Origin of the sequence: Mesorhizobium sp. BAC0120 (assembly GCF_033542235.1) — a bacterium.
Classification (GTDB): domain Bacteria; phylum Pseudomonadota; class Alphaproteobacteria; order Rhizobiales; family Rhizobiaceae; genus JAWRCU01.
Genome location: NZ_JAWRCU010000002.1, coordinates 584,396 through 602,289 on the forward strand (window position 1 = coordinate 584,396; position 17,894 = coordinate 602,289).

The 17,894-nt window shown below is 61.9% G+C and carries 16 protein-coding genes; 8 read left to right on the forward strand and 8 right to left on the reverse strand.

The genetic code is table 11. The features are described 5' to 3' along the window. Nucleotides 1-40: 40 nt before the first annotated feature. The gene (locus SAZ10_RS06270) at nucleotides 41-1,231 is read right to left on the reverse strand and encodes an NADH-quinone oxidoreductase subunit D (protein ID WP_318608325.1); all 1,191 of its coding nucleotides are present in this window, start codon (nucleotides 1,229-1,231) and stop codon (nucleotides 41-43) included. Nucleotides 1,232-1,452: 221 nt separating this feature from the next. Between SAZ10_RS06270 and SAZ10_RS06275 the strand changes: the two genes are divergently transcribed. Next, entirely contained in the window at nucleotides 1,453-2,133 is a 681-nt protein-coding gene (locus SAZ10_RS06275; RefSeq protein WP_318608326.1) for an alpha/beta hydrolase, read from the forward strand. Nucleotides 2,134-2,151: 18 nt separating this feature from the next. Here the strand turns inward: SAZ10_RS06275 and SAZ10_RS06280 are convergent, their stop codons facing one another. Beyond that, nucleotides 2,152-3,999: an ABC transporter ATP-binding protein/permease gene (locus tag SAZ10_RS06280; protein ID WP_318608473.1), complete on the reverse strand. Its 1,848-nt coding sequence runs from the start codon at nucleotides 3,997-3,999 to the stop codon at nucleotides 2,152-2,154. A 573-nt stretch (nucleotides 4,000-4,572) separates the two neighbouring features. Beyond that, a complete protein-coding gene (locus SAZ10_RS06285; RefSeq protein ID WP_318608327.1) occupies nucleotides 4,573-5,631 on the reverse strand; it encodes a LacI family DNA-binding transcriptional regulator in 1,059 nt (352 codons plus the stop codon). A gap of 571 nt (nucleotides 5,632-6,202) precedes the next feature. Here SAZ10_RS06285 and SAZ10_RS06290 point away from each other — a divergent pair. Both SAZ10_RS06290 and SAZ10_RS06295 read left to right on the forward strand, forming a co-directional pair. Continuing rightward, nucleotides 6,203-6,808 (forward strand): dihydrofolate reductase family protein, encoded by a 606-nt coding sequence (locus SAZ10_RS06290; protein WP_318608328.1) that lies wholly within the window; start codon nucleotides 6,203-6,205, stop codon nucleotides 6,806-6,808. A gap of 120 nt (nucleotides 6,809-6,928) precedes the next feature. Further along, entirely contained in the window at nucleotides 6,929-7,936 is a 1,008-nt protein-coding gene (locus SAZ10_RS06295; RefSeq protein ID WP_318608329.1) for an FUSC family protein, read from the forward strand. 5 nt (nucleotides 7,937-7,941) lie between these two features. On the opposite strand, the gene SAZ10_RS06300 is transcribed toward SAZ10_RS06295, so the two are convergent. Continuing rightward, nucleotides 7,942-8,838, reverse strand: a complete 897-nt coding sequence (locus SAZ10_RS06300; RefSeq protein WP_318608330.1) for an arginase family protein — start codon at nucleotides 8,836-8,838, stop codon at nucleotides 7,942-7,944. A 210-nt stretch (nucleotides 8,839-9,048) separates the two neighbouring features. Between SAZ10_RS06300 and SAZ10_RS06305 the strand changes: the two genes are divergently transcribed. Next, nucleotides 9,049-9,486, forward strand: a complete 438-nt coding sequence (locus tag SAZ10_RS06305; RefSeq protein WP_318608331.1) for a CBS domain-containing protein — start codon at nucleotides 9,049-9,051, stop codon at nucleotides 9,484-9,486. Nucleotides 9,487-9,552: 66 nt separating this feature from the next. Here the strand turns inward: SAZ10_RS06305 and SAZ10_RS06310 are convergent, their stop codons facing one another. The 3 genes from SAZ10_RS06310 to hemB all read right to left on the reverse strand — a co-directional run bounded on the left by SAZ10_RS06310 (nucleotide 9,553) and on the right by hemB (nucleotide 13,102). Beyond that, complete coding sequence (locus SAZ10_RS06310; protein WP_318608332.1) at nucleotides 9,553-11,406, reverse strand: adenylate/guanylate cyclase domain-containing protein; 1,854 nt, start codon at nucleotides 11,404-11,406, stop codon at nucleotides 9,553-9,555. 8 nt (nucleotides 11,407-11,414) lie between these two features. Beyond that, nucleotides 11,415-11,945, reverse strand: a complete 531-nt coding sequence (locus SAZ10_RS06315) for a FecR domain-containing protein (RefSeq protein ID WP_318608333.1) — start codon at nucleotides 11,943-11,945, stop codon at nucleotides 11,415-11,417. A 125-nt stretch (nucleotides 11,946-12,070) separates the two neighbouring features. Beyond that, nucleotides 12,071-13,102 (reverse strand): porphobilinogen synthase, encoded by a 1,032-nt coding sequence (gene hemB, locus SAZ10_RS06320; protein ID WP_318608334.1) that lies wholly within the window; start codon nucleotides 13,100-13,102, stop codon nucleotides 12,071-12,073. Nucleotides 13,103-13,228: 126 nt separating this feature from the next. Here hemB and SAZ10_RS06325 point away from each other — a divergent pair, with 126 nt between their 5' ends. From SAZ10_RS06325 to SAZ10_RS06340, 4 genes are all read left to right on the forward strand, one after another. Continuing rightward, nucleotides 13,229-14,269 (forward strand): enoyl-CoA hydratase/isomerase family protein, encoded by a 1,041-nt coding sequence (locus tag SAZ10_RS06325; RefSeq protein WP_318608335.1) that lies wholly within the window; start codon nucleotides 13,229-13,231, stop codon nucleotides 14,267-14,269. Beyond that, on the forward strand, nucleotides 14,266-14,685 hold the full coding sequence (locus SAZ10_RS06330; protein WP_318608336.1) for a DUF6163 family protein: 420 nt from the start codon (nucleotides 14,266-14,268) through the stop codon (nucleotides 14,683-14,685). The genes SAZ10_RS06325 and SAZ10_RS06330 overlap by 4 nt, the downstream gene beginning before the upstream one ends. A gap of 146 nt (nucleotides 14,686-14,831) precedes the next feature. Next, on the forward strand, nucleotides 14,832-15,347 hold the full coding sequence (ldtR, locus tag SAZ10_RS06335) for a transcriptional regulator LdtR (RefSeq protein ID WP_318608337.1): 516 nt from the start codon (nucleotides 14,832-14,834) through the stop codon (nucleotides 15,345-15,347). Nucleotides 15,348-15,696: 349 nt separating this feature from the next. Further along, nucleotides 15,697-16,968: a L,D-transpeptidase family protein gene (locus SAZ10_RS06340; protein WP_318608338.1), complete on the forward strand. Its 1,272-nt coding sequence runs from the start codon at nucleotides 15,697-15,699 to the stop codon at nucleotides 16,966-16,968. Nucleotides 16,969-17,149: 181 nt separating this feature from the next. Here SAZ10_RS06340 and SAZ10_RS06345 read toward each other — a convergent pair whose 3' ends face one another. Then, nucleotides 17,150-17,713 (reverse strand): isoprenylcysteine carboxylmethyltransferase family protein, encoded by a 564-nt coding sequence (locus SAZ10_RS06345; protein WP_318608339.1) that lies wholly within the window; start codon nucleotides 17,711-17,713, stop codon nucleotides 17,150-17,152. Between the last annotated feature and the right edge of the window lie 181 nt (nucleotides 17,714-17,894).

Here is a 17,894-nt window from a genome sequence, read left to right on the forward strand (position 1 = left end):
CCGGCGAATGAAGCGCCGGGGACAGTTTCGCGGCGCCGGCTTATCGGTCGATCTCTCCGAAAACGATGTCGAGCGAACCTATGATTGCCGAAATGTCGGCGAGCATGTGACCCCTGGACATGTGATCCATCGCCTGCAGGTGGGCGAAGGAGGGTGCTCGGATCTTGCAGCGGTAGGGCGTGTTGCTCCCATTTGAGACGAGATAGACGCCGAATTCGCCCTTCGGCGCCTCGACTGCGGCATAGACCTCGCCGGCCGGCACGTGGTGTCCCTCCGTATAGAGCTTGAAGTGCTGGATGGTCGCCTCCATTGACCGTTTCATGACCGGGCGCCGCGGCGGCGTGATTTTGTAGTTCTGGATGGCATACGGCCCTTGGCCGTCCGGCGAGCGCAGTTTCTCGAGGCATTGTTTCATGATGCGTACCGACTGTCGCATCTCCTCCATGCGTATGAGATAGCGGTCATAGCAGTCGCCGTGCTTGCCCACGGGTATGTCGAAATCCATTTCGGCATAGCACTCGTAGGGTTGCGCCTTGCGCAGATCCCAGGCCGCGCCCGAACCCCGAACCATGACGCCTGACAAGCCCCAGGCCCAGGCGTCGTCAAGGGAGATCACGCCGATATCGGCATTTCGCAATTTGAAGATGCGGTTGTCGGTGAGCAGGCCTTCGATGTCGTCGCAAGTCTTCAGGAAGGGATCGCAGAAATCCCAGATGTCGTCGAGAAGGTCGTCTGGGAGGTCTTGGTGCACGCCTCCGACCCGGAAATAGTTGGCGTGCAGGCGGGCGCCAGACGCACGCTCGTAAAAAACCATCAGCTTCTCGCGTTCCTCGAAGCCCCAGAGCGGTGGAGTGAGAGCGCCGACATCCATCGCCTGAGTGGTGACATTGAGGAGATGCGAGAGCAGCCGGCCGATCTCGCAGTATAGAACGCGAATGAGTTGACCGCGCTTCGGCACCGAAATCTGAAGCAGCTTTTCCGCCGCAAGACAGAACGCATGCTCCTGATTCATCGGCGCGACGTAGTCGAGCCGGTCGAAATAGGGCAGCGCCTGCATATAATTCTTGAATTCGATGAGTTTCTCGGTGCCGCGGTGCAACAGCCCGATATGCGGGTCGACGCGTTCGACCACCTCGCCGTCAAGCTCGAGCACCAGACGTAAGACGCCATGCGCGGCGGGATGCTGTGGCCCGAAGTTGATCATGAAGCTGCGAAGTGCTGCCTCGGCCATGGTGAACCTCGCGCGGGCCGATGCCAAGGTCGGGCCGGTGCAAAGCTCAGCTTGAATCGACTCGCCTGACCGGCGGCGAGGCCATCTCGGTGGAGTCTTGCCGCCACCGAAGCTAGAACCATTCTGCTGATTTGTTGTTCCGATCGAAAACGGAGCGAACTTCGAAATCAGGACACCAAAATGCAGCTGCTGAATGGAATTGGGATCAACCGGATAGGACGATGACTTCACAAGGAAAGCCGGAAATCGATGGGCTGCACCACGGTCTGCCTTTTCTCTACCGACTGCACCGCCCCGAGCATCAGAGTGGCGAGGTCCTGGTTCTCCTGCACGGCTCGGGCCCGGACGAGACGAGCATGATTCCACTTGGAAGGGAAATCATGCCTCGCGCGACGCTGCTCGGCGTTCGAGGCCGCATCATCCAGGACGGCAACATACGCTGGTTCACGCGGATCACGCCGACCCGCTTCGAGCAGGAGAGCATCAGGACCGAGGCGGATGCCTTCGCCGACTTCGTCGTCAGAGCGGCGGAAATACATGACCTCGATCTCAAGCGGGCCGTGTTCCTCGGCTATTCGAACGGCGCCAATCTCGTTTCGAGCGTGATGCTCATGCACCCGGGCTTCATCCGGCGTGCCGCTCTCTTGCGCGCCATGCCGGTGCTCGATCATCCGCCGTCATGTGATCTGTCGAAATCGCGGATCCTGGTCGTCGCAGGCGCGAGCGACGTTACCTATGCGCCCTTCGCCCCTGAGCTCGTGGCACTGCTGCGAAGCCATGGGGCGGTGGTTGACGCTCGGACCGTCAGCTCCGGCCACGAGTTCGGCGCCGAGGACGCCAGAGTCGTGAGGGAATGGCTTGCCGGGCCGGCAGCTGCGTTAGCTCTCTCGCGAACGAGCTGACCGTCGCCCGATTGGCGATCAGGCGGGGGCGACCGGCAAGAGCGGCCACTTGCGGCCTGCGCGCTTTTGGTCGAACGGCACGCTGACGAGCGGCCTCTTCGAGGCCACACCGTCGACAATGCTCAGGATGCAGTCGTAAAACTCGGCGCCCGCGGCCGATTTGGGCGGAATGGCTTCGTGCGTCACGCTGATCACTGTGGCGTCCGGCAAATTGTCCTTGATTGCCTGGTAGAACGCGATCGCCGCCTGCGGATCGAGAGCACTGGTGGCCTCGTCGAGAAACAGCAGGTTCGGCTGCTGCAGGAGGATCTGTGCGAGCACCAGCTTCTGCTTTTGCCCGCCCGAAAGAACATCGTCCCAACTCTTTCCTTGGCGGTTCTCGTCGTGGAGGTGCTCGATGAATTCGCCGAGCCCGGCTTTATGCAGCATTGCTGCGACACGCGCATCAGAATGGTGGTCCGCAGAGCCGGGCAGGCAGACGAGTTCCTTCAGCGTGATGCGCGGCAGCTTGACTTCCTGCGCGGCGTAGAAGGATTTGACGCCTTCGGGGAAGATGATGCTGCCCTGGCCGTACGGCCACAGGCCGTTTATCGCCTTGAGCAGAGACGTCTTGCCGGAACCCGAGTCGCCCTTCATGAAAGTCCATTCGCCGGGGCGGAATCTGAGATTGGCCGCGCTCAGGAAGGGCAGGGCATTGGTGCCCTGATGCGTGAGCTCGAGATTGCGGATGGCAAGACCGAAGGCGGCGTTCTGAGTCGTATAGCGAAAATCCGACCGACCCATGCGCCGGTAGAAATCGCGGGGCCGTTGCACGTCCTCGATCGCCTGGGCGAGATCGGTGACGCGGCGAGCATTGGCCTTCAAGGTCGCGATCTCCGGCATGACATGGATGAACCAAGAGCACTGGCTAATCAGCGAAGCGACCAACTCGGCGCCGGTGACGTAATATTTCAGGCTGATCTTATTATTGATGAAAGGGAGCAGGCTCGGCGTATAGGCTACGATCCGCGCAGCCAGGAAATTGTAGACCAGCTCAAAGGACATGTAGCCCGCATTGATCTTGTTCAGGCTCGCCCAGGTCGTGTCGATATCGGAATAGAGCCGTGCGTGCATTGACCTCTGCACGTTCTCGCTGCGCGCTGCGGCAACATGGAAGCTGCGGCGCAGGAATGTCGTCAACTCGCCACGGTAGCTGCCTTCAGCCTGCTGCATCTTTACCGTCAGCCTTTGCAGAAAGGCGCCCAGTTTCACGGCGATAAGCGTGTTCAGCGGGACATAGGCCGCGACCACCGCCAGCGCGAGCACCGCGCTGCCGTAGCTGCCGAGGAATTCCAGCCCGCTCACGTCGGTCGAGTTCTCGAGCAGTTTCTGGCCGACGAAGAGAAGCGAGAGCACGACGCCGGCAACACCCATGGCGAGGCCGATCGCGCCGCCCGTCATGCCTTTGATGGATTCCTGGACACGCTGATCGATGTTGTCGGGCGCGCTTGCGCCGTTCTGGACGTGAAAATGCGTGTGATTGGCGTCGAGGAGCGCCTTGTTGAAGCGGCTGTCGAGCCACATGCGCCACTTCCGATGCAACGTGGTCGAGAAGAAGTGACGGATGCCGGTAAAGCCGGCGTCCTTGAGCAACACGATAGCAACGAGCCAGCCGGCGCTCGTCAGCAGGGAGGCCAGGGGCGTAGCGTTCTGGGGATCGTGAAAGAGCGCTATCGAGTTGATCAGATCGCCGGATGCTTCGGCAAACCAGACGCTGGACTTGGCGGACAATGCGGTGAGGACGCCGAGAACGGCCGTCAGCCCCCATGCTTCCTGCCAGCGATCGGAGAACCAGTAGGCCCGCATCAGGCCCCAGAATCCGCGCATCGAGGATACAGGAGTGAGCAGCGGAGGTCTCTCCGCGCCGCGACTCCATCTGCTTAGAAGAGTCGACATGAAAGCGTCGACCCGAATCACAGCTTTCCCACCCTTACACCCTTCTTTTGATCTTATATGGTAACATAGATCGATCTATTTCAAATCACGGTATCCGGCTTACGTCGCCAACCGGTGGATTCGTTGCTGTTGGGATACACCGCGCAACAAGGCGGGTATCTCCCAACTTCGCATGTCGACATAGTCACAAAGGATGACCGTTTCGAGGGCCGGAAGGCTCGCAGCCCGATCGGGGATGACGCTTTGGACGCGGTCGCAGAGGGTGCGAACATCGGCACCGAACTCGCAAAAATCCTAAAATATTGGCTTTAGCAAGGCTAAATTTTCGATACCGAACCAAACTGCCGCCGCAATTGCCGCCCTGAACCGCGCAATTGCGGCTATTTTCCCCCCGATTGCTCCCGGCCAGGCGCGCGCCCACCTGTTCGACATGCATCTGGGTGGTGGACGCTTCGGCGGCGGTCTTCGCAAGCGCGCTTGCGCCCAGCCGGAGGCATGCGTTTGTCAATGGAGAGGCGGGGCGGTCGATGCTCTCCCAATGAGTCTGAGCTCCATCGTCTCGCGCCGGATGGTGCCGTCGAATTCGAGGATCGTCTGCACCGCGCGCCGGCCCATCTCCTCCATCGGCTGCGCAATTGTCGTAAGCGGCGGTTTGGAAATCCCGCCTTCGGGCACGCCATCGAAACCGACGATTGAGACTGTGTCAGGCACCGCAATCCCCCGCTCGCGGAACCAGTCGATCGCGATCAGCGCAACTTTGTCGGACATCGCCAGCACCGCCGTCGGCGGGTTGGGAAAAGCGAAGAGATATTCGAGGCCTGCCCTGGTCGTCACTTCGTCGTTGTCCGTTTCGTAGATAGGAACGGCTGACGTATCGACGCCGAAGCCGGCGAGCACGTCGAGATAGCCGCGCAGCCGATCACGCGTGCCGGCATAGGCAGCGGTCAGCGCCCGCTCGACCGAGGCCGGACCCGACCCGGAATCGTCGAACGGCAATGCGAGCACCCCGAACCGGCGATGCCCGAGTTCGGCGAGGTGCCGCGCTGCCATGCCGGCACCGGAAAAATCGTCGACTCCGATCGCGTTGATGGTCTCGTCGTCATAGCCGAAATCCAGCGCCACGAAGGGCAGCCTGCGCTCTCTGGTCAGTTCGACAAGGCGCGATCCGCCTTCAAGGCAAAAGACGATGAAGCCGTCCACGACCGCGCTTTGGATATTCCAGGCAAGCTGCTCGTTGTTGGCAGCCGATACGAGGGAGATCCCGGCGCCGGTCGCATCGCAGGCCTGTGTGATGCCGGACATGACCACGCGCGCGAAAGGATCATTGAAGAAATAGGAGAGGGGCTCGGCCGTTGCCACGCCTATCGCGTTGACCTTGCCGGCGCGAAGCAGTCTGCCTCGCGGATCGGGACCGGCATAGCCAAGCTTTTGCGCTTCTGCCAGCACCCGCTCCCGGACCTCCGGACGCACGACCTCCGGCCTGCTGAAGACATTGGACGCCGTCCCATGCGAAACGCCGGCGGCTTTGGCCACATCTGCCAGTTTGATTGACTTTCTCTGCAAGAGCTTTCTCTGCGTTGAACGATGTCAGAGAGGTAGCACGAATGTTGGATCGATTCAAAATTTTGCTTGACATTCGCACTGCGAGAGCTAGCTTTGAATCGATCCAATGCCTCTGGTATCGGATTTGATTGGATCGAGCCAAAGCATGGAGCATCGCTATGCATGTTCTGGAAACTGCGCTGATCGCGACTCTTCAGGCGAGGTCGCTCGGCGGCAGCGTCAAAGCTCGCCCGCCTGGTCAGGAATGCGACTGCGCAAGATCAGGTAGGCCTGTTTCGCGTCGCCGGCGCAGCAAATGGAATCTACTTCTCGATCGATTCAGTGCGCTCATTTTTTGACCCGGACTTTGGATCGATTCAAAACGATGGAGGCTAATATGCATCCTGTCAATTACCTGTTCGAGGAGATCTACAGAGACTACTGGGGGATTCCGTGGACTGCGGAGCAAAGGCCTTCGAAAAAGCGCGCGAGAATCCCGCTGCAGCGCCACCTTTCGATTTTCCGCAGAACGAACGCCGCGACTGAGTTCGGCCGACCTGCACGAACCTGAGCAAGGCATCGGAAGGGAGGAATGAACATGTCCCGCAACCTGATCGTAACGGAATACATCTCGCTCGACGGCGTCATCGAGGACCCCGTCGGCATGGAAGGCTCTGGGCTTGGGGACTGGACGGGTCCATTCGAGCGAGGGCCGGATGGCGACAGGTTCAAGATAGGTGAATTGTTCGACAGCAGCGCTGTTTTGCTTGGCCGCGCTACCTACGACGCCTTTGCTGGCGTGTGGCCTCACGTCAAAGACGATACCGGGTTTGCAGAGCGCATCAACAGCATGCCGAAATTCGTGGTCTCGAACTCGCTGGAGCGTGCCGAGTGGAACAGAACGACCATTCTGCGCGGCGACGGACCGCAGCAGGTCGCCAAGCTGAAAGCGGGAGAGGGCGGAGACATTCTCGTCTATGGCAGCGCTGTCCTGGTCCATGCGCTGATCGAGCATGAGCTCGTCGACGAGTTCAGGCTGATGGTCTATCCGACAGTGCTCGGTCGCGGAAAGCGTCTGTTTCCTGCCGGCACCAAGCTGCCACTTGCCCTCGAAAGAAGCCAGAAGCTCGGCTCGGGCATCATGCTGATATGCTATAGGCGCGCCGGCCAGGCTGCGGAGCCGCGCTCGGCTGCTTGAGCTTTCAAGGTCATGCGGCAGCGGGATGAGTGACTCCACTCTGATCCATCCTGCTCTAGGTGCTACATCCGCTGCATGCCGAACCTGGCCTCAAACTATCGATCGGAATTGCGCCTTGTCGTGCGAGTCGTCGCCGCAGCAGCGCTTTCCTTCATGGTCGCGGAGGCGCTATCGCTTCCGCAAAGCCTGTGGGCCGTCATCACGGCATTGATGATCGTCCAGTTGAGCCTGGGCGGAACGATTGCCGCCGGTGTGGACCGGCTGCTCGGGACATTGGCTGGTGCCGTGGTCGGCGTTGCTGCCTCGCTGGTGGGCAAGCTTTCAGGCGCTCATCCGGCCCTTCTTCTCGTTGTGACGGTGGCGCCATTGGCGTTTCTCGCAGCACTCCGCCCAAGCTTCCGGATAGCACCCTTGACGGCCGCAATCGTCTTGCTGGCCACGCCGAGCAGCGCCTCTCCCGTGACTTCGGCAATATACCGTGTGGTCGAGATCGCTCTTGGTACGGTCATCGGCATCATCGTCTCGATCCTTGTCCTGCCGTCGCGAGCAAGACACATTTGCCTTGAACGGTCCGCCGAGATGCTCAAGCTTCTGGCACAAGCTTTGATGCTTCACCTGCAGATGCCGGACCCGATGAGGCGCGTGGCAATCGATCGCATCAACGACAGAACGCTTGCCGAACTGGGCAGAATCGCGACTGCAGCGCGGGAGGTACGGCGCGAGTTTCCGCTCCTCGGGAATAGCGAGCCCGCGCAGGACAGGCTGGTGAGGACGATGCGCCGACTGCGCAGCGACATCGCGTTCGTCGGTCGCGCCACGTCGACCGGTGACCTGGATTGGCGTGGTCTGGGTCCTCCGCTGAGCGAGGTCGGAGACGCTTTTCGCGCGGCACTCGAAGCGCTTTCTGAAGCGCTTCTGTCCTCAAACCACGTGCCGGACCTCGGCGAGCTGGACGCGGCCATCATGAAGCTGCAGCTCGCCTTGGATCGAGAGCCGCAAGTGCCGCCTGCTGCGGCGGTGCTGCCGTTCATCTTTCAAACGCTGCGCCGGGACCTTGGAGATCTCATCGAATTGCTCGCTCCGCCAAAGCCTGCTTCGGTCGGAATCGATGAAGGCACAGCCGCTTGAGTCCCTTAGCCGAGGACCGAGACCAGCAGATCGACCAGGGCTTTGCCCGCCGTATGCCCGGGATCTCGCTCGGGGTCGTAAATCGTTACTTGCATGCCCGCAGCGTCATACGGCTGCGCGGCGCGTAATAGCTTCTCGATCTCGGTCCAGGAAAATCCGTCTGCCTGCGGCGAATCCACAGCCGGCATCAGGGCCGAGTCGATCGCGTCGACGTCCAGGTGAATCCAGCAGCGCCGACTGTTCGAGGTTATGGCGGCCACCGCTTTTCCCGTGGCTCGTTCTATACCCTCGTGCCGCATGTCGACGAGCGAGCGATAGTAAAAGCCGGCATCCGCGATATCCGGAATATCTGCTTCGCGGCGGCGATTGAAATCGCGGTTCCCGAGCGCAGCCACGTGGCCGGCCGGAACATAGGGACGCCGGGCCTCGAGGTCCGTCAGTTCGGGGGGACCCCAGCCCGTCGCCAGGGCGAGATCCATGCCGGCTGCGCCGCCCGTCGATGATTGTTCCGGCAGAAAGAAATCGGAATGGCCGTCGATGAAGAGAAGCGCCGGTTCGCCGAGCCGCCGCATGCACAGCATGGAGCCGATCAGGAGACTGCAATCTCCGCCAAGTACCAACGGAAGCCCTCCCGCCATTATGGCGGTTTCAATCGCGTCGGAGAGGCGCAGAGCATGTTCGGCGATCGCCTCGACATTTCGGATGTTGATCGAACGCCCTTCGTCCTTCGAATACGGACCCGGCTCCACGCGAACGACCTCTCGCACGTTCAGCTGGTCGTGGAGCCCCAATTCCCGCAATACGTCGGGGGCATGCCGCGTTCCAGGCTCCTGACCAGGCGCCGGCGGCATGAGGCCGAGATTGGTGGGCGCCTCGATGATGACGATCGGTCGACGTGTCATGTCAAAGTCCCCCGCTCATCGACATTCTCACGCATGAATGGTTGGGCAATGCAAGCAGACGGTCGCCGAAATCGATATTCGTCCCGCGCTCCTGCCTGGGTCGACATCCATCAAGGCGCCGCTGAGTCAAATCGACGGAACGTTTCCGGGAGGCGCTCATTCTTCCTGCAACACCGTTTGGCGGGGTGCCTCAAACCAAGGGAGCGAGCTATGAAAATTGGCAATTGCATGACGCGCAGCGTCAAGATCGCCGATCCCGACCATACGCTCAGGGAGGCCGCCCAGGCCATGGCCAGCCTCGACGCCGGTGTCTTGCCTGTGGCCGAGAACAATCGGCTGATCGGCATGATCACCGACCGCGATATCGCCGTGCGCGGTGTAGCGGAAGGCAGGGGTCCAGACGCCAAGATCCGTGATGTGATGACCACCGAGGTCAAATACTGCTTCGAGGACGAAGAGATCGACCACGTCCTTCAGAACATGGGCAACATCCAGGTTCGGCGGCTGCCAGTGCTCAACCGCGACAAGCAGCTGGTCGGCATCGTTTCGCTCGGCGACTTGGTCGCCAACGGCGAGGCAGGCAAGGCAGGGGAGGCCCTGAACGGCATCTCCCAGCATGGCGGCCAGCATTCGCAAACGGCGCATTGAGGCAGTAGGGCAGTAGGGCAGTAGGGCAGTAGGATGCATTTCCTATTGCCATATTGCCCTATTCCCTTACTGCCCTGTCTTATTGGTCCACACTTGAAGCGGCTGCGTGCGGCCGCGCAGCCGGGTCTCGACCGGGCCGGTAAGCACGGCAGGCTCAAATGCGGCTCGGCCCGCTGCCCGCAACAGATGGTCGCTTACGGCAAGTTCGGCGCCGAAGCGGGCAGCAACCTCCATCAGGCGACTCGCGACGTTGACCGTATCGCCGGTCGCGGCGATCTGCTGCGTGCGGCCATGGCCCAGTCTTGAGACGACGACAATCCCGTAATGGGCGCCGATTTTGAAACCGATACGCGGTGCGATCGAGGCGGGGAGCGAGCCGAGCCAGTCGCGCATGCCACTGCAAAGGCCGATCGCGCATTGCGCCGCCGCGGCCGCATCATCTTCCGATGGCGCCGGCAGGCCGAACAGGATCATGGCGCCGTCACCGGTGAAGCTCGTGATGGCACCGCCGCAAGCGGTGGCTTCCGCGTCCACACGGTCGTAGAAGTCATCCAGCAGCTCGCGCGTGCCTGCAGCTCCGAGCGACTCGCTGAGCCCTGTGAAACTCGAAAGATCGACGAAAACCACCGCGGCGTTCTGACGAACCGGCTCCTTCAGGAACTCCGGATCCTGAGCCAGCAGATGCGCCATTCCGGGAGCCTGTACGCGCTGCAATACCGTTGCCTGCCGCGCAAAATGATAGGCCCGCCGTCTCTGGAGCCAGATCTGCCCAGCGCCGAAGAGGATCGCAGGCGGCGCAGCTGCGGCAAGGGGAAGCGCAGCGCTCATCCAAATGCCGTGCTCGAATGCCAGCATGTTGAGGATCGCCCAGGCGATCAAGACGCCTGCGATGGCCGCAAGACCGATCACGTTGCGCCGCCACGCCAGAAGTGTGACGAGGACAGCCGGAAGTACGACTGCGATCGCGGCGTCCGTAAGGCGCACATTGAGATCCCGGATCGGGCCGTCCCCTGCCATCAAATTCGAAATAGCTGTGGAGATAACCTCGACCCCGGGCAGCACCGGGTCGAACGGCGTCGGCAATACATCGCCGCCCGCGGTCACTGTCGCCCCAATCACCACGATGCGCCCCTCGATGCTCCGCGCCTCGATCGGGCCGTTGAGCACGTCGGCAGCGCTCAATGTTCGGATCGTGCCGCGCGGGCCGTAAAAGCCGAGCGGCAAGTCCTGGCCAAGGTCGGTGTGGAGAGACTTGCCGTCGACCGTCACCAGGCCGGGCTCAATGACCGGATCGCTGCCCGTCGCTACGGCCGCGACGCGCAGCGCCAGCGATTCCTCGATCCGGTCGGGGGTCCGAAAGAGCAGCGGAGCCGAGCGCGGCACGCCGTCCGGGTCTGTGGCGACGTTGACTATGCCCGTCTGTGCCGCTTGCGCGAAGATCGGCAGGGGCAGCAGGAAATGATCGGCGACGGGGACACGGGCGAGGGGGCCGCTGGCATCCGCCTCGGCTCGGCCGCCCTTGATGAAGATTGCGGCTGCCGCAATCACTGTGGGACGTTTGGCCAGTGCTTCGGCTAACAGCCGATCGCCATCGTCCGGTCCCGCCTCGACGAGCAGCAGATCCAGCGCGATCGCCCGAGGGCCAAGGGCTGCGATCCTTTCGACGATCCGCGCGAGCGTGGCGCGAGGCAGGGGATAGGCCTTCGCCTGATCAATCAAGGCGTCGTCGATCGCGACGATGGTGATCAGGTCCGGCGCCGGCGTCTGGCCCCGTGCCACTGTCCTCAGGTCAGTCAGGGCGGCTTCGACACGGTCGAGAATCGGAGCTTGGCCTTGCAGATGCGCTGCTCCCAGAACTGCACCCCACAAGCCTGCCAGGAGGGGGGCGGCCAGCAACCGGAACCAACGGACGCCGACCATCTCTCACGCTACTGGCCGAAGCGCGCGAGCAGGGCGGCAACGCGCGCCGCCGGCCAGCGCTTGACGGTAAGTGGGCCGGCGCCTGCATCCACATCGACGCCGTCGCCCGCGTGGAGCGAGACGCGGGCGGCGCCGCTTCTGCGGCGCACATCGACGGTGCCTCTGACGACGAAGACGGACGTGCGGGTGGCCTGCGCGTCGACCGCCCAATTGGTGCCGCGCACCGACGCGATCGCCTGCGGAGCGATCACCTCGATACGTTCCACGGGCCGTTCTACATCGAGCAGTACTGCCCCGCGGGAGAGCCGCACGGTATCGGCGTTGCCGTCGCGGTTGCGGTCGAGCATCGTGAACCTCGCTCCGCTTTCGACGGTGACCGAAAGGCCGCTGCTGCACTGCACGACCTGGCGGCCGGTCCCGCCGACCTGCGCGATGGTGCAGCCGCCGCTGCGTGCCTGAGCGAATGCGGCATCGAGGCCGGCCATGATGGCGAGCGCGTTGAGAAACGCCAAAAGGAAAACACCGCTTCCCGGGCGCATCGGTACCCTCCTGGATCAAAACCTCCGAAGCAGGCATTCGGGCTTTGGCCCGTTAATGCCTGCTTATTCGCTTTGTTTGTCGCAGGTTCGTGTCGCTAAACGGTGGGCACCTTTGCAGAACCTGCTTAGCGCGCCAGCATCTCCGCTACTTCCGGCGCGAAATATGTAAGTATTCCGTCGCAGCCTGCCCTTTTGAGGGCGAGCAGCGACTCGAGCATCGCCTTCTCGCCGTCGATCCAGCCGTTGGCTGCCGCGGCCTTGATCATCGAATACTCGCCCGACACCTGGTAGGCGAAGGTCGGTATCCTGAACTCGTCCTTCAGTCGCCGGATGATGTCGAGATAGGGCAGCCCGGGCTTGACCATGATCATGTCTGCGCCTTCCGCGATGTCCTGGTCGGCCTCGCGCACCGCCTCTTCGGAATTGGCGTGGTCGATGTAGTAGGTCTTCTTGTCGCCCTTGAGCAGGCCGGCCGTGCCGACCGCCTCCCTATACGGGCCGTAGAAGGCCGATGCGAACTTGGTCGCATAGGACATGATGGCCACGTCCTGGAAGCCGTTGGCGTCCAGCGCGTCGCGGATCGCGCCGATACGACCGTCCATCATGTCCGAGGGCGCGATGATGTCGGCGCCGGCTGCAGCCTGAACGACGGCCGCCGCCGCTACCTGCTCGACCGTCTCGTCGTTCACGATGATCCCGTCGCGGAGGATTCCGTCATGACCGTGGCTGGTGAAAGGGTCGAGCGCGCCGTCGGTGATGACACCGATCTGAGGCACGGCGGCCTTGATGGCACGTGTCGCCCGGTTGATGACATTTTCCGGGTCAAGTATGTGCGAGCCGGTCTCATCGCGCAGCGACATATCGACATTGGGGAAGGTGGCAAGCGCCGGAATTCCGAGCTTGGCCGCGCGCTCGGCTTCTTTCACTGCAAGATCGATGGTCAGGCGGAAGACGCCCGGCATCGCCGGGATAGGCTCGCGGCGGTTCTCGCCGTCGATCACGAAGATGGGCCAGATCAGGTCGTCGACGCTGAGCCGGTTCTCCTGCACGAGCCGGCGCGACCAGTCGGCCTTGCGCATGCGCCGCAGCCTGCGGCCGCCGGTGATCTCGTCGACGCTGCGGGCGCCGGCAGGCATCCTGCCCATGTGCTTGTTCATCGATCTGTCTCCGATATCGGCTTTTTATCATGCGGCCACGGGCGGACCAACCCTCGTCGCCCATGCGCAATTGACGCGGGCGCGCTAGCCGAATTAGCTCTTACTTGCAAACAGGGAATCGAACGCATGGATTTCGGCGGCGGCGACGAGATCCGCTTCGAGCGGATTGGCCTGGCAGGCGTCGTCACGCTTACCCGGCCCGCGGCCCTCAATGCGCTGACGCACCGCATGATCAAGGCGCTGACGGCAGCGCTCGAAGCCTGGCGCACCGACGCCGGCATCGCGCTGGTTCTCATCAAGGCGGAGGGGAGGGCGTTCTCGGCCGGTGGCGACCTCATGCTGGTCTACAATGCGGACCGCAACAACCCGCCCCTGGATTTCTTCGCCGACGAGTACCGCCTCAACGCTATGATCGATGCCTATCCCAAGCCCTATGTCGCGCTGATCGACGGCATCGTCATGGGCGGCGGCGTCGGCATCTCCTTCCACGGCTCGCACCGCGTGCTTACCGAAAATGCGGTGTTCGCCATGCCTGAGGTGGGGATAGGCTTCTTTCCGGATGTCGGCGGCAGCCGCCTGCTCCCCGATCTCGGCGGCTCTTTCGGCATGTATCTCGGCCTGACGGGAAACCGCATCCGCTACGGCGATGCATTGTGGTCCGGCCTTGCCAACTACACGATGAAAGCCGAATACCAGCTGGGCCTGATCGAGCGGCTCGCCGAAACGGGCCAGCCTGATCTCGCGTTACGTGAGGTGTTTTCGCCGGCCAGGCGGGAGACGGACGAGGCGAAGCTGCAGGCGATCGCCCATCATTTCGGCCGCTCCTCGCTGCAAGAGATCGTTGGGAGCCTCAAGGCCGCTGCATCGAAAGACGAATTCGCGGCAAAGACGCTGTCGACCATGAGGACACGTTCGCCGACGAGCCTCCATGTCGCATTCAAGGAGATCACCCTCGGAGCTGGGAAATCGATGGCGGAGTGCATGCGCATGGAGTTCCGCATCCTCAATCGCATGCTCGCGGGCCACGATTTCTACGAAGGCATCCGCGCAGCGATCGTCGACAAGGATGGCGCGCCGCGCTGGGATCCGCCGACGCTGGAAGATATCGAGGCCGCCGATATCGACCGCTACTTCGCGCCGCTCGACAGACGGGAGCTCGCGCTTTGACCCACACCGAGCTCCACGAACGGACCTATGTGCCCTCGACCGCCGAGGTCAGCTTCTACTGGTTCCATCGCGTGATCGCCGTCTACTGTCTTCTCTTCGGCGTGCTCTACTGGATACGGTTGATCGGGCTCTACGACGGCCCGCTGTGGCGGTTCGACCTGATGCCGGTCCCTTGGCGCGTGGCATCGGTCGTGCTCGCAGCATTTTTCCCCTTTGCCGCGATCGGGCTTTGGATGCTGACGTCCTGGGGGCCGGTGATCTGGGTGATTTGCGCGGCGACCGAAGCGGTCATGTATCTGGGCTTTCCGGAACTGTTCGGCGAGCGATGGCTGGTCATCCTCTCGCACGCGCTGGTGGTTCTTCTCTACGCCGTGTTCCGCCTGGTGATTTACTTTCAAAAGCGCGCCGAGCGGTAACCAATCCTTAAGCCTCGCTGAAAGCGCCTCTTCGTAAGGCACTGTTAAGCTTGGCGTTTAAGTCGAATTTTAGTTGTGTTCGCTAAGGTCACTGCCAAGGTGACAGACAAAAACAATCACCGGGCGACAAACGAGAGGCAAACACAATGATCAATTCGCGTCACGCGGCCAAGCCCGCTGTAGCAAACGACGATCGCCGCGAAGCGATTCGTTCACTCTACTTGGAATCCCTGCAGCTTGTCGAACGTCTGCATCGGCGTCTGCTTGACGTTATCAAGGATGAATTCGACCGCAACGGCCGCAGCGACATCAATGCGATCCAGGCTCTGCTGCTCTTCAACATCGGAAATTCGGAGCTGACTGCCGGCGAACTGCGCTCGCGCGGCTACTATCTGGGCTCGAACGTTTCCTATAACCTCAAGAAGCTCGTCGACCTCGGCTTCATCAATCACCAGCGTTCTCGCATCGACCGCCGCTCGGTGCGCGTCAGCCTGACGCCAAAGGGGCAGGCGATCGCCGAAGTTGTCGGCGGTCTCTATGAGCGTCATGTCGGCTCGATCGAGCAGGTCGGCGGCATCAACCAGGAAGAGTTCCGGCAGATGAACCGCGCCCTGCAACGCCTCGATCGCTTCTGGAACGACACGATCGCGTATCGGATGTAATTCGTCCTCTAACGCACGGCTCCAACCTGGATTTGTCGCAGCGGCGGATCTTGTGACATTGGCTCGGTGTGTGAAACCGGTGACACTGCGTCGCCGGTTTCATCGTTTTGGCGGCGATTGCAACTCGCTATGCCGGATTGGCCACTTTGCGGCCATATTCGGATGACTTACCCGATCTCGGATGAACTGCGTGAGACTACGCTCGGTCCTGTAAATGGTCCGAACGATGTTTTGAGCGGTTGGAGAACTTGGGCCGACCTCATGGTTGGCGAATTGTTAAGTCCGGGCCATGTAGGTTCTCGGCCGAAGTCTCCAACTCTGACCGAGAACCGCGTTACCTGGATTGCCGATGAACACGAGCCGTCGCATTTTTCTTACCGGAGCGAGCCTGATCGCCCTCGACCTCATCGCAAGCGCCGCGCTGGCGCAGGAGGCACAAGGGCTGGACGCGATCGGCCAGCTGCTGAAATCGCAGGGACGCGGCAACTGGAGCGACGATTTCGACGCACAGGCGAGCCAGAGCAACAAGATCGCCTCGAGGCTGCCGATCTTTTCGCCACAGACCGTCACCTATATCGAGCAGGCGATCGGCCAATATCAGCAGATCGTTGCGCAGGGCGGCTGGCCGGTCGTTCCGTCGACGAAGAAGCTTAAGCTGGGCGTCGTCGATCCCGACGTCGAGGTGCTGCGCAAGCGGCTGATCATTTCCGGGGATTTGTCGGCTCGGGCCGGCGTTTCGCAAGCCTACGACACCTATGTCGACGCGGCGGTGAAGCGCTTCCAGACCCGTCACGGCCTGCCGGCAGACGGCGTGATGGGCAAATACACCTATGCCGCGCTGAACATCAGCGCGCAGGTGCGGCTTGGTCAGCTCGAAACCAACCTCGTTCGGCTGCGCTCCATGTCGGGCTTCCTCGGCGACCGTTATGTGATGGTCAACATCCCGGCTGCGCAGATCGAGGCGGTCGAGAACAACCGCGTCGTTTCGCGCCACACCGCAATTGTGGGCAAGATCGACCGGCAGACGCCGATCGTGAATTCCAAGATCAACGAGGTCGTCGTCAACCCGTACTGGAACGCCCCCGTGTCGATCGTCCGCAAGGACATCATTCCGCTGATGCGCAAGAACCCCAAATATCTGGTGGAAAACAATATTCACATCCTCGGCCCGGACGGCAACGAGATCGATCCTCAGACGATCGACTGGAACACCGAGGACGCGGCCAAGTTTCGCTTCCGCCAGGATCCAGGCGCCATCAACGCCATGGCTTCGGTGAAGATCAACTTCCCGAGCCCGGACGGGGTCTATATGCACGACACGCCCTCGCAGGGCTTGTTCAACAAGCTGATGCGTTTCGAGTCGTCGGGCTGCGTGCGTGTTCAGAACGTGCGCGATCTGGTGGTCTGGCTGCTGCGTGACACTCCGGGCTGGAACCGGCAGCATTTCGAGCAGGCGATCAAGAGCGGCGAGAACACGCCGATCCAACTCGTCAACCCGGTGCCCGTCTACTTCACCTACGTCTCGGCCTGGTCGACCGGCGATGGCGTGGTGCAGTTCCGCGACGACATCTACGGACGCGATGGCGTCGACGAGCTGCAGATCTCGTCGACGGCGCTCTGATCAGCCAGCGTGTTGTGATTTAGAAGGCCGCCTCCGGGCGGCCTTTTTGGTTGGCGCGTTTTGCGTTCGACGCCAGCGCAGCGCCAGCCCAAAGCAAGAAAGCTCTAGAGAACAGTTATTTACTGCAAGAAATCAAAGCCATAGGCAAGCATTCGGTCGGGCTCCATGCACCACAATCACGTCAGGTAAACGGGATGAGCATCGGAACGCGTCGGCTATAAGCGTCATACGCATCCGCGCCGAGTTCTGCACGCAGGAAGCGCTCCTCCAGGCGGGCCTTCATATAAATGCCTGTGGTGATCAGTGCAGCTCCGGCGATGCCGGGCAGTGTGCCTTTTGCAAGCATCGTTGCGAGGATCGCCACCACGAGGCCGGTGTAGATCGGATGTCGCACGATGGCGTAGGGGCCGGTTTCAACGATCCGATGCTCGGCCTTTTTCGTGATCTTGCCGGACCACAGACGACCGAGGTGGAGCCGCGCCCACCAGGCGAGCGCCAGGCCGGCAGCCATCAGTCCGACGCACGCCCAGGCCTCGGCCGCATTGACCTGCCACAGTCTCATCCAGCCCTGGTAGCGATGCGCCGGTACGGCCAGCAGCGCTGCCCCAGCCAGCATGGTGATGCGATAGGGTGCTTCCACGCTGAGCCCGGCGCTCTTCTCGGCCCTGGCCGCCCACAGCGCCGCGACAGCCCAGGTGACGGCGAAAGCGATCCAGAGATCCATGATCGCGATACCAGGCGACATCTTGATGTTCATCCATGTCATGGGCGGCACGTTACAGCAGTATTGGCGTGCAGACCGTGGCAAGGCTGTTTCAACTGTTCGCGAGATGGTCCGAAATAGCGCCTGCCGCAAGAGGCGGCCAAAATGTCGCGCCGCAAACATGGCGAGCGCCGGCCAAGTGTGTTAATGCGCGGCCATCACC

Coding starts and splice junctions, on each gene's coding strand:
- SAZ10_RS06325 (WP_318608335.1), top strand. CDS start 13,229: ATGGATTTCGGCGGCGGCGACGAGATCCGCTTCGAGCGGATTGGCCTG.
- SAZ10_RS06275 (WP_318608326.1), top strand. CDS start 1,453: ATGACTTCACAAGGAAAGCCGGAAATCGATGGGCTGCACCACGGTCTG.
- ldtR (WP_318608337.1), top strand. CDS start 14,832: ATGATCAATTCGCGTCACGCGGCCAAGCCCGCTGTAGCAAACGACGAT.
- SAZ10_RS06290 (WP_318608328.1), top strand. CDS start 6,203: ATGAACATGTCCCGCAACCTGATCGTAACGGAATACATCTCGCTCGAC.
- SAZ10_RS06345 (WP_318608339.1), bottom strand. CDS start 17,713: ATGTCGCCTGGTATCGCGATCATGGATCTCTGGATCGCTTTCGCCGTC.
- SAZ10_RS06310 (WP_318608332.1), bottom strand. CDS start 11,406: ATGGTCGGCGTCCGTTGGTTCCGGTTGCTGGCCGCCCCCCTCCTGGCA.
- hemB (WP_318608334.1), bottom strand. CDS start 13,102: ATGAACAAGCACATGGGCAGGATGCCTGCCGGCGCCCGCAGCGTCGAC.
- SAZ10_RS06300 (WP_318608330.1), bottom strand. CDS start 8,838: ATGACACGTCGACCGATCGTCATCATCGAGGCGCCCACCAATCTCGGC.
- SAZ10_RS06340 (WP_318608338.1), top strand. CDS start 15,697: ATGAACACGAGCCGTCGCATTTTTCTTACCGGAGCGAGCCTGATCGCC.
- SAZ10_RS06280 (WP_318608473.1), bottom strand. CDS start 3,999: ATGCGCGGATTCTGGGGCCTGATGCGGGCCTACTGGTTCTCCGATCGC.
- SAZ10_RS06270 (WP_318608325.1), bottom strand. CDS start 1,231: ATGGCCGAGGCAGCACTTCGCAGCTTCATGATCAACTTCGGGCCACAG.
- SAZ10_RS06315 (WP_318608333.1), bottom strand. CDS start 11,945: ATGCGCCCGGGAAGCGGTGTTTTCCTTTTGGCGTTTCTCAACGCGCTC.
- SAZ10_RS06305 (WP_318608331.1), top strand. CDS start 9,049: ATGAAAATTGGCAATTGCATGACGCGCAGCGTCAAGATCGCCGATCCC.